Origin of the sequence: Streptomyces brasiliensis (assembly GCF_014647875.1) — a bacterium.
Lineage (GTDB): Bacteria > Actinomycetota > Actinomycetes > Streptomycetales > Streptomycetaceae > Streptomyces > Streptomyces brasiliensis.
Map to the genome: position 1 here is coordinate 1 of NZ_BMQA01000133.1, position 9,977 is coordinate 9,977.

General features: G+C 65.6%; 10 protein-coding genes and 2 pseudogenes. 6 read left to right on the forward strand and 6 right to left on the reverse strand.

Annotated elements, in window-relative coordinates:
* Nucleotides 1-163: 163 nt before the first annotated feature.
* Complete coding sequence (locus IEZ19_RS48215; protein ID WP_189317711.1) at nucleotides 164-433, reverse strand: hypothetical protein; 270 nt, start codon at nucleotides 431-433, stop codon at nucleotides 164-166.
* A 767-nt stretch (nucleotides 434-1,200) separates the two neighbouring features.
* Here IEZ19_RS48215 and lplAB point away from each other — a divergent pair.
* Nucleotides 1,201-2,265 carry a lipoate-protein ligase LplAB gene (gene lplAB / locus IEZ19_RS48220; RefSeq protein WP_189317712.1) on the forward strand — a complete coding sequence of 355 codons (1,065 nt, stop codon included), beginning with the start codon at nucleotides 1,201-1,203 and terminating at the stop codon, nucleotides 2,263-2,265.
* Nucleotides 2,266-2,582: 317 nt separating this feature from the next.
* Nucleotides 2,583-2,939: a methyltransferase domain-containing protein gene (locus IEZ19_RS48225; RefSeq protein ID WP_268248793.1), complete on the forward strand. Its 357-nt coding sequence runs from the start codon at nucleotides 2,583-2,585 to the stop codon at nucleotides 2,937-2,939.
* Here IEZ19_RS48225 and IEZ19_RS48230 read toward each other — a convergent pair.
* From IEZ19_RS48230 to IEZ19_RS48240, 3 genes and pseudogenes are all read right to left on the reverse strand, one after another.
* Nucleotides 2,860-3,414, reverse strand: coding sequence for an SDR family NAD(P)-dependent oxidoreductase (locus IEZ19_RS48230; protein ID WP_229841689.1), 555 nt, complete (start codon nucleotides 3,412-3,414; stop codon nucleotides 2,860-2,862). The two genes, IEZ19_RS48225 and IEZ19_RS48230, sit on opposite strands and share 80 nt — an antisense overlap.
* 215 nt (nucleotides 3,415-3,629) lie before the next feature.
* Nucleotides 3,630-4,097: a cupin domain-containing protein gene (locus IEZ19_RS48235; protein WP_189317720.1), complete on the reverse strand. Its 468-nt coding sequence runs from the start codon at nucleotides 4,095-4,097 to the stop codon at nucleotides 3,630-3,632.
* A gap of 33 nt (nucleotides 4,098-4,130) precedes the next feature.
* Nucleotides 4,131-4,363, reverse strand: a pseudogene (locus IEZ19_RS48240) (IS5/IS1182 family transposase); the annotation flags it as partial.
* An 823-nt stretch (nucleotides 4,364-5,186) separates the two neighbouring features.
* On the opposite strand from IEZ19_RS48240, the gene IEZ19_RS48245 reads away from it, so the two are divergent.
* From IEZ19_RS48245 to IEZ19_RS48260, 4 genes and pseudogenes are all read left to right on the forward strand, one after another.
* Nucleotides 5,187-5,969, forward strand: a complete 783-nt coding sequence (locus tag IEZ19_RS48245) for a COG4705 family protein (RefSeq protein ID WP_229841690.1) — start codon at nucleotides 5,187-5,189, stop codon at nucleotides 5,967-5,969.
* 47 nt (nucleotides 5,970-6,016) lie between these two features.
* Nucleotides 6,017-6,493, forward strand: a pseudogene (locus IEZ19_RS48250) (transposase); the annotation flags it as partial.
* Nucleotides 6,494-6,569: 76 nt separating this feature from the next.
* Nucleotides 6,570-7,025, forward strand: a complete 456-nt coding sequence (locus tag IEZ19_RS48255; RefSeq protein WP_189317715.1) for a hypothetical protein — start codon at nucleotides 6,570-6,572, stop codon at nucleotides 7,023-7,025.
* 269 nt (nucleotides 7,026-7,294) lie between these two features.
* Entirely contained in the window at nucleotides 7,295-7,951 is a 657-nt protein-coding gene (locus tag IEZ19_RS48260) for a DUF6461 domain-containing protein (protein ID WP_189317716.1), read from the forward strand.
* Nucleotides 7,952-8,125: 174 nt separating this feature from the next.
* Here the strand turns inward: IEZ19_RS48260 and IEZ19_RS48265 are convergent, their stop codons facing one another.
* Both IEZ19_RS48265 and IEZ19_RS48270 read right to left on the reverse strand, forming a co-directional pair.
* On the reverse strand, nucleotides 8,126-8,425 hold the full coding sequence (locus tag IEZ19_RS48265; RefSeq protein ID WP_189317717.1) for a hypothetical protein: 300 nt from the start codon (nucleotides 8,423-8,425) through the stop codon (nucleotides 8,126-8,128).
* Between the two features lie 154 nt (nucleotides 8,426-8,579).
* Nucleotides 8,580-9,182, reverse strand: a complete 603-nt coding sequence (locus IEZ19_RS48270; protein WP_189317718.1) for an SMI1/KNR4 family protein — start codon at nucleotides 9,180-9,182, stop codon at nucleotides 8,580-8,582.
* Nucleotides 9,183-9,977: the final 795 nt, after the last annotated feature.

A 9,977-nucleotide genomic window follows, 5' to 3' on the forward strand; every position in this document is an offset into this window, starting at 1 on the left:
ATACAAGATCACACACTACCCGTTAGACGGCAGTTGGGGTACCTAACGAAGCCCTACTAGCGCGAGCACCCGGAACGCGCCCTTGCCCGAAGCCCCGTGCGGTGGAAGTTTCCCTACCTCATGCCGTCACCGGCCGCCCGCCCCGCGGGCGGAGAACCTGCGGTCAGTGGGGCGGGTAGCAGTCGTAGTAGTCCTTCGGATCGACCCCGCCAGGCTTACCAAAGGTGGCATAGTCGCCATAGTGGATGAAGTTGCACTTGTTCACCCTCGACGCGTTCGCATGAGGCTTGGGGTGGGGCTTGGGATGGGAAGCTGTCGCGCCGGTCTGCGGTGCCGCGAAGGCCGTCTGGGCCGGTAGCGCCAGGCCGCCGGCAAGCACAGCCGCAGCGGCGGCAGCCAGGGGCAAACGACGTATCCAGCGAGATTCATGCATGGTTGGCTCCTTGGTTCATGTTGAGGCCCGGCCATGGATGGGACCGGGGGCGTGGAACCCGGGCTAGCCGGCCTCATGTCGGTCTTTCGGCCGCCCCGGCCGGGGCGGCTTGGAATCCAGTAAGCCCGATCGCGGACACCGCGTCATGTCACTGAAAACCGTGACTTGACGCCATAAGGTGGCCAGGCGATCTGTTCTTCGAGGAAGGCAAGGATCGCTCGGAGCCGCTGTGCGTCAGGCGGCAGCTCGGCCATGGCCCGCACCGCCGCTGCACGAGATGGAGCCGGTCACCTCCAGGTCCTTCCTCCCCGCCCCAAGTCCACCAGCTTCGCCCATGCCGCCGGGATGCGACCGCGCTCTTGCCAGTACGGGTGGAATAGCACGGCTACGGATCGAAGTCGCCCCGCGCACGGTATGCGATAGAGATCAGCCGGGCACTGTGCGCGACAGGGAAAACGCGCAGGTCAGGCGGCGATTCTGGAACCGCCTAGGCATGCCCTCCGGAGCCGTGTGCGCAGGTTCGAAGCCTGCCCGAGGCTCGGACCTGCGCTGCATCCAGCGTCGCTATCCCCGCCGGGTCCTGTTGCATACGCAAGCCAAAGGCCGCAGGTCAGGCACCCATAGCCGACCCGCTCTCCAGCTCCTCCGGGGCCCGCCATCCACCCGTTATGGGCCATTGTTAAGCTGCTGTACAAAATGTGCGCCTCTATCCAGGTGTCAGGGCACCAGGCCCAGGACACGCCGCGCACTGGAAGGGGAACAGAGCCGTGCATGGCGAGTACAAGGTGCCCGGTGGCAAGTTGGTCGTCGTTGATGTGGACGTCGAGGATGGCGTGCTGCGCAACGTGCGCGTCGCTGGGGACTTCTTCTTGGAGCCCGACGAGGCGATCCTCTCGATCAACAGCGCTCTGGAAGGCGCTCCCTCGTCGACGGACGCCGCAGGTCTGGCGGCTCGGATCACGGCTGCGCTGCCAGAGTCGACTGTCATGCTCGGGTTGACCACGGAGGGCGTCGGCATTGCCGTCCGGCGTGCCCTGGCCCAGGCAACCGAGTGGAGCGATTACGACTGGCAGCTGGTGCACATGGAGCCGCAGCCGCCGGCCCTGCACATGGCTCTGGACGAGGTGATCACCGCCGAGGTGGCCGCCGGGCGACGAGCACCGACTCTGCGGGTATGGGAATGGGCCTCCAACGCCGTGATCATCGGTAGCTTCCAGTCGCTGCGGAACGAGGTGGATCCCGAAGGCGCCGCTAAGCATGGCGTGACCGTGGTTCGCCGCATTTCTGGTGGCGGGGCCATGTTTGTAGAGCCCATGAGTACGATCACGTACTCCCTGTCCGTACCGGAATCGCTGGTCTCAGGCCTCTCCTTCGCCGACAGCTACGCGTACCTCGACGACTGGGTGCTGGGCGCGCTCGGCGACATGGGCATCAAGGCCTGGTACCAGCCCCTCAACGACATCGCCACCGAGGCTGGCAAGATCGCCGGTGCCGCCCAGAAGCGGATCGTCGGTCCGGACGGCGACCCTGGGGCCGTCCTGCATCACGTGACGATGTCGTACGACATCGACGCCGACAAGATGCTCGAAGTGCTCCGCATCGGCAAGGAGAAGATGTCCGACAAGGGCACCAAGAGCGCCAAGAAGCGCGTCGACCCGCTCCGTCGGCAGACTGGCCTCGCCCGGGAGCAGGTGATCGAGAACATGATCGCCTCCTTCCGTGACCGCTACGGACTCACCACCGGCGAAATCACGGCGGAGGAGATGGCCCGCGCGGAGGAGCTGGTGCGGACGAAGTTTGCCACCGAGGAATGGACCGCGCGCGTGCCGTAAACGCCTTCTACCCCTGCCGGGTGCAGCATGGCACCCGGCAGGACGAGTAGGCGCTTGCCCTTGATCACGCAGGCTCGTAGTGTCTTCCCCGTCCGACCTTCGTCGGGCCATGTGAGGAGCCCGGCTTCCGGTAACTTTAGGAAACATCCGATGGGCGAGATATTTTGTCTTGGTATGTGGATAGCTCCTCAGCGCCGCAGTATGTCGTGATCAAGCCCCACAAGCTGCTGCGCCTTGGCGCCCCCGCCGCGCGGGACTTGCGGGCCCAGGGGTGCCATTTGTCGTGATCACAGCGAGCACTGCTGACCCAGGCCGGCATCACAACCGGCATGAGCGTCCTTGAAGTCGGTTACGGGGCCGCCGACATGACGCTGCAGATGGCCCGCCTGGTCGGGCCGAACGGTTCTGTGATCGGCGTCGACATGGATGCGGACCTCTTGTCGCTCGCAGAGCAGCGTGCCGAGCGAGCGGGGCTGGACACCCCCGTCTTCCGCGAAGGCGTGCCCAAGACCGTCGTGAGTTTTGCCGCCGCCGACTGCATCCCTTGTCCCTTCAAGGAGCAGTGCACCAGCGCCAAGCAGAACCGCCGCCGACTCAGCCTCCAGCCCCGCGAACTGGCCGAGGCCGTCCGCGACGCCCGACGTCCTCGACCTCGCGTCGCAGGGAGTCGCTGAGGGCCTCCATCGCGAACTTCGCCCCGGAGCAGGCGCCGAAGCTCGGCATCGCGACCTTGCTTCCAGCGGAGCTGATGTTGATGACGCGACCTCTGGCGGCGACGACCGGGGGCAGCAGGACCTGAGTGGCGGCGATCTGGCCGAAGACGCCGGCGTCGAACTGCCGCCGCCACTCCCCGAGAGCGGCGGTCTCGTCAGGACCGTTGATCGCGATGCCGGCGTTGTTCACGACCGCCCGCAGCCTCCGGACGCCGCGCTCCTGCGAGACGCGTTCGGCCAGCGCCGCCACCTGGGTCTCGTCCGTGACATTCAGCATCACGGGCTCGATCCCAGGGGCCTGCGCCCGGTCCGCCGCGGCCTGGCCGCGCACTCCAGCCAGCACGTGGAACCCGTCGGCGGCCAGCCGCCTCGCCGTCGCCAGCCCGATGTCGCCCGAGGCACCGGTCACCAGGACCAGCTCGTTGGACGAATTCACGATGCACACCTCCTGGGTCCAGGGCGCGGGAGGTCCCAGGCTGTACCGCGCACCGCGGTCGGCTGCGGTGCCGTGGATGACAGCGTCGACCGCGACCGGGGTACCGGGCGCGGCTGCGCCGACGGAGTCCGATGAAGGCATGAGCGATAAGCCCCGGTCTGTCGCCGGTGTGCTGCTGCGGTGCCGTGAGTGGGTTGGTTGTTGTCCCTCCCTGCTCAGCGGGGTGGGCCCAGGACGATCTGGCCGTACAGGTCGGCGGCTTCGGCCATCTTGGCGGGGTCGAGCTTGAAATTGTCGGGTCGGGGTGTCCTGACATCGCGTCCTGCATGACGGAACATGCCCTCGATGCCTCCGGGGGTCGCGATCATGAGCAGGTCGGCGGTGTCGGATGTGATGCGGTAGCTGTGCGGGATGTTGCGGGGGAGGTAGACGATGCCGCCCTCGGTCATTTCCATCTGCTCGTCCCCGGCCCACAGCAGGGCGCTGCCGCTGATGAGCATGAAGACCTCGTCCTCACGCGTGTGCATGTGGAAGGGAGGAGCCTCCCCCTTGCCGACCCGGAAACGGCCCACGGTCAACTTTCCTTCGGTCGCCTTGCTGTCGAGCAGGACCGAGAACGTGCTTCCGTCGATCCACTCGAGGGTCTGCTGCTCGTCTGCTTGAGCCAGGAACGGCATGCTCATGCCGATCATCCAATTCTCTGATGGCTTCAGCCCAGCCTTGGTGATGGAGTCGTCTACGGCGATCCGGTCGAGGACGAGGCCGACGATCCCGTCGTAGGAGTCGAGCGCGATCTGCTTGAGCGCGCGAAGACGCCTTGTCGTATCCCCTCGTCGCAGCGGCTTCGGATCGTGGTGGCCAAGCAGGTTGTGTCGGCGATCGCCTCGTCAGAACAGCCGAGGCGCAGCAGTTGTAGCATCTTGTCCAAGATGATCCGGTCACTGAGGCGCCAGATCACCGGGACTTGTGCCCGTTCTGTTGCCGGTGTCCCCCACCGCGCCTGTCCTCACCACCTCGAAGTTACCTTTGTGCCCGGCCTGGACGCAGCCATACGCCGGAGCCAGGAACTGCGGAGTGTGGGTCGCGCTGGGCCGGAGCCTCAGGCTGTTCGGGGTGTGGTGGTTGCGTACGTTTTGAGGTTCTGGAACTCGGCGATGGCTGAGGGGCCGCAGAGGAGGTCGTGGCCGCTCCGTTTCATGCCGCCTTGTGCGATGTGTTCGGACTGCACCGATCCGGACGACCCCAGCACCGCGCGCCTGGACATCGTCCAGGCGCACCACACGCAAATCCTCTGTGATCCAGGGCTGCAAGAGGCCCTGTCGAGTCAACCGCAGCGCGGTGCCCGCCCCGCACGGGGCCGCACCCACGCGGCAGCACCCACGCCGGGACACCCCGGCCGCCGCGGGCCTCTGCCCGGCAAAACACACCGACCGGTACCGGACAAACCCCGAATGAGACCCCACCCGCGAACGAGCGGCACAAGGCCCACGTCGGAACAGCCGGCCGCACGGACAACACACCACCCAGGCGCGCCCGCTCCGTACACAGACCGGACGGACATCACAGCATCACGTGATGACTCTTAGCAGACGCTTCACCTCCCGGGGCGTCCCTCAACCATCGCCCTGTCGGGTGGATCAACGCGGTCAAGCGGGATCGAGCACCCCTGCAGGGGACCTATGGCCTCGCGGGCGAGATCTGCGGTCCGAGGGAGTCGACGCACCAGTGCCTTATGAGGGGCGAGGATGGAAGCTTCAGTGACCAAAGTTGCCGTGAACAAGTTGCCACTGGTCGGCGCGATGTTCTGGGCGACCAAGATCGTGGCCACCACGCTGGGCGAGTCCGCATCGAACTTCGTCACGATGGCGCCACTGAACCTCGGCTACGCCGTCGGCGCGATCATCTTCCTGATGGCCTTCGCGCTCACCCTGGCAATGCAGCTCAAGGCCGACCGCTTCCACCCGGCGGTTTTCTGGTCGGTCATTCTGACCACCAGCATCGTGGGCACCTCGATGTCCGACTACATCAACCGCACTGCCGGGCTCGGCTACGCCGGCGGCTCGATCCTGCTGACCAGCCTCCTGGTGATCGTGCTGATCGGCTGGCGGATGACCGGACAGACCATGGATGTGGAGCGGATCGCCACCACGAAGGGCGAGATCTTGTACTGGACCGCGACACTGGTGTCCAACACGCTGGGCACCTCCAGCGGTGACTTCCTCTCCGGCGGTCTGGGCCTCGGCTTCCGCGACAGCTCTCTACTGCTGTCCGGGACCATGCTCGTGATCCTCGCCGCGCACTATCTGACCCCGATCTCGGGCACGGTGCTGTTCTGGGCGGCCTACGTGCTGACCCGCCCCCTTGGAGCGGTGGCAGAGAACGCCGTGGAAAAGCCCGTCACGCAGGGCGGGCTCGGAGTAGGAACCACGATCACCTCATCCGCTCTGCTCGCTGTCCTGGCAATTCTGGTGGGTTGGCAGACGCTCACCGACCGCGAATACCGCCGTACAGACGAGTCCATCGGCAGCGACCGCCCGGCACCCATCCGCCCATGAACGTTGTGCAGGCGATCGCGACGCGCCTTCCGTAGCCGCGTGTCGAGTCCGCACAGATCTTGGCCCTGGACGACCGACTCAAGCACGTCGATCGGCAGATCCGCGACACCTTCCGCACCCACCCACAGGCCGAGATCATCGAGTCCCTGCCCGGTATGGGCCCCGTCCTCGGCGCCGAGTTCGTTGTCGCAGCAGGCAACTTGACCGCCTACACCGACGCCGGCCACCTGGCGTCAGCAGCCGGACTCGTACCGGTCCCACGCGATTCCGGCCGCCGCACCTGCAACATGCACCGGCCCAAACGCTACAGCCGCCGGCTGCGCAGGGTCTTCTACCTGTCCGCACAAACCAGCATCATCCGCGACGGCCCCAACCGGGAGTACTACCTCAAAAAGCGCGGAGAAGGCTGCAAACACGTTCAGGCCGTCATCGCCCTCGCACGACGACGGACCAGCGTCCTCTGGGCTCTGCTACGCGACAATCGGGCCTTCACCCCCGTCCCGCCCACCACGCAAGCGGCTTGACTCCGTCACTGAAACTCCGCCGACCCCGTGGCGGAAGATGGGCAGTCGTATCGCGCTATCGCTGACAGGGGGCCCAATGATCAAGATCGAATACCGCCGGACCGGCCCATACACGGACCAAGGTCAAGAGAGCCGTGCAGGAGTGGACCTCGCCGTTGTCAGCCGTGCTGACCTGCGCTGGTACTATTTCCTGTCCGACCTTGCGTTCACGATCGGTGAGGCCGAGCTGACCCCGCCCTGGTCGTGGACGCCCGTCTTCGACTTCCTGTGGTCGATGAAGGGTGCACTCGGACACCTGGAGCGGGGCGAGCAGACGACGATCGGCTTCACTGAGAACGCCGAGCTGATCAGCTTCGTCCCGGAGGGTGAGAAGGTGCGGGTCTCATGCACGTACGCAACGGCAGAGGCCGTCTGTGAATGCGTCGATCTCAAGAACGCCTGGCTGGTCCTCCGAGAAGCCGTGCTGACGCAACTCAGCGTTGAGTACCCAAGACTCGCGGCCAACCCAGCACTCGCGGAGCTCCGGCTCTGACTGTCTAGCCCCAAGGCGGCCCGGCAGCTTGCTCTGGAGGCCACAGAGTACGGCAGCGTGGTTGAGGCCGGTGGGGGTGCAGCGAGGCACACACTCGCCTGATCGGTCGGCGTAGCCGCCATCGTGGCTGACCTTCGTCGGCTGAGGCGCAGACGATCCCCGAGAGGAGGCGCCGTCCTCACAGACGGAGGGCGCCCCATGGGCTTGACTTGGTCATTGAAACTCCCGGCCAAAGTCGCTACGCCGACCGCTCTGTAGGGTGCGGCACCATGACTCCTGACGTGCCTCGGGGCTCGAAGCGCAGCGACACTGCGAGGTGGGAAGACCTCGTCGCCCGATACGCCTGGGCCGATGCCGATGAGCCCGATGCGTATACCTTCTCCGTGATTGCAGGAAAAACGGAGAACGAGGTGATCCAGGCGTTCGGTGGCGATCCCGGGGCGTCGCGGCTGATGACCTTCACCGAGACCGCTGACGAGCAGGCAGCTCACCTCTATGAGGACTACGAGCTGCTTCGTGTGGTCACCGTCGACCGACGCGTCATCGCCATCGAATGGGGTTACCACGGCAGCATCCCGGAGATCGCCCGGCGAGCGTCCGCTGACGGAGGCGAGTTCTTCAGCGTCTACCGCAGTGTGAATGCCCGGTACCAGGTCATGCACGCCCTTGATGGCCACGTAGACGGTAAGTTCGACCCCTTCGAGCTGGAGGACGCGGCGTTGATGGACCCGGAACCGGAGGTCCCCGCCTGGGCAGAAGGGGTCGCCTTCCACATAGGGACCTTGTGCGCCGAGTCCTTCGCGCTCATGGAACGCACCACGGGCGTGGCCATCGATCCCGGGTGGTTGGACACGGCGCTTCGCACCGTGCTGCTCGCCTCACCCACTGAGCTCTTCGGGCAGTCAGAGGCAGCGTGGCTCCCATGAGCACACCGCGCGTCCTCACACGAGACGCGGCGAAGTCGGGGCCGCCATCGGGCCGTCCGAGGTGAACCACCGTTGACAGGCATCGACAGCCATCGCCAGCGTTTACGCTGGCCAGAATGCCCCAGCTCAGGAAGACTCCCACACGGGAAACTGGCTGCACCACTTCCAGAAGATCTAATCGATGTTTCGAGGCAGGTACGCGTCATGTGTCGCGTAGTAGAGCACAGCCTCGCACTTCTGCAGACCCGTGGGCTGCGCGCCGTCCCTCCACCGCGACCAGACCTCGATCACTTCATGGGCAAGCCCAACTTCGAGCAGGTAAGCGAAACCGGCAGGCGGGCAGTCGTCATCTGAGACGGACGTTGGTGAGGCAGGGGACCAGGGCTTCGTCGCATGCAGAATCGCGTCGTCCGGCACTTCATCGAGCCGCTCGAGGACCTCGACCAAGCTACGGCCGGACACCAGGATGGCCATGATGCCGACAGTAGCGCGTGCCCGCTGCATGCCCGATCGACCGGGGAACAGCAGGGACTCAGGGGGAACGGCGGCACCTTGGGACCCAGGTCCAGGTCAGACGCTTCACAGGGCAGCCCGCACCCGTATCACTCGTCTTCCAAACTGGTGCACTTCACAGTTGCGGAGGGGCGTCGGCGCCCCACGGATCGATCCGGAGTTGCCTGTAGCACTTGACGTCGCGGGCGTGGAGGAAACGCGCCCCGGTATAGCGGAGGTCGTCGAAGGTCCAGTCCTTGCTGATGTCCCGGTCGGCGAAGCGGCAGAGCAGCTCGACCATCCCGCAGTTGAAGTGCGACCAGCACTCGGGCACCGCCCAGTGACGGCGCCAGATCACCGTCCCCCACTTGTTGGGGTCCGGCGAGTCCGCCCGCCAGCACAGCAGGTCCGCCTCGACGGTATAACCCCAGCCGATGAGCAGTTCGGGCGCGTCGTAGTCCTCCTCCTCTGCCGTCAGCTCGGCATCCCCCGTTACCCCTTCAACATTGGCACCGGGATCGTTGGGATACACCTCGTTCACGGGCGGAACCACCCCGAGGAAATCGTCGAAGAGGCCCTGCCCGTAGACGCGCATGAACTCCTTGTAGTCGTCGGGAAACCCCCGCGGATACCGCTCAGTCAGACTGTCCCAGTCCAGGACGTTGCCTCCCGCGGCCGGTGGGGCGACCAAGGAAGTGAGACGGGCCAGGGGGCCGCCCGGTTCGGGTTCCTGTTGCATGGGGTCTCCGTTACTTGACCACGTCACCGAGGTTCACCCCGGACGGTCCGTAGTTGTTGTACACCGTCATGCTGTCCGAGAGTCCGGCTGCCCCCTACAGCAGCCAGAGCATCGAATGACATCCACGCGTGGCATCAACGGCGGCGGATGACCGCACATCAGGACATCTTCCGGCAGCTCCAACAACAACACCTGGGCTGCCGCGAGCAGTGCAGGCACGGTCACCGGATCGAACTCCTGAAGCGGTGATCACACGCGAGCGCCCTTCCGTGCTGTCCTGGGGCCATCCTCTGGCCAGATTCGCCCACGCAAGCCAGACAGAGACAGCGAACGTCCTAGTCAGCAGGCCTTGGACCATGACCTTTTGGGCGGTCTTGAAAGCCGTTGGCCTTCACCCTCGTACGCATCGTGGACCTGCCGCATCGCAGGTCGGGGGCGTTCTTCCAGCGCCCAAGTCGAGCCACCGTCTGACATTCTCCACGGTTAACGACCTGGGTCCGTCAGATTTCACGCCCATGCGCACCAGAGTGACGTGCGTGTGACGGGTCGGCGCGCCCCCTCGGTCGCCAAACGTGTCGAAGCGGGGGCTTTCGTATGCCCGTCTTATGATCTGCCCATGGCAGACATTCCCGACGAATTGATCACCCTGGAACGGGCCGCCGAAGCCGAGCGCGCGAAGCTCGCCGGCCTGGACGACGACGAGCACGAAGCGCAGCGCGTGAAGTGGCGCAGGATGAATGCCGCGTTCCAGGCCGAAGTGACCGTGTACGCGGCGCGCAAGGACGTCGGCATGTC

What these genes read in the sequence shown, in the direction of transcription:
- IEZ19_RS48215 (WP_189317711.1), bottom strand. Translation starts at nt 433, where the DNA reads ATGCATGAATCTCGCTGGATACGTCGTTTGCCCCTGGCTGCCGCCGCT.
- IEZ19_RS48235 (WP_189317720.1), bottom strand. Translation starts at nt 4,097, where the DNA reads ATGAGCATGCCGTTCCTGGCTCAAGCAGACGAGCAGCAGACCCTCGAG.
- IEZ19_RS48255 (WP_189317715.1), top strand. Translation starts at nt 6,570, where the DNA reads ATGATCAAGATCGAATACCGCCGGACCGGCCCATACACGGACCAAGGT.
- IEZ19_RS48260 (WP_189317716.1), top strand. Translation starts at nt 7,295, where the DNA reads ATGACTCCTGACGTGCCTCGGGGCTCGAAGCGCAGCGACACTGCGAGG.
- IEZ19_RS48265 (WP_189317717.1), bottom strand. Translation starts at nt 8,425, where the DNA reads ATGGCCATCCTGGTGTCCGGCCGTAGCTTGGTCGAGGTCCTCGAGCGG.
- IEZ19_RS48270 (WP_189317718.1), bottom strand. Translation starts at nt 9,182, where the DNA reads ATGCAACAGGAACCCGAACCGGGCGGCCCCCTGGCCCGTCTCACTTCC.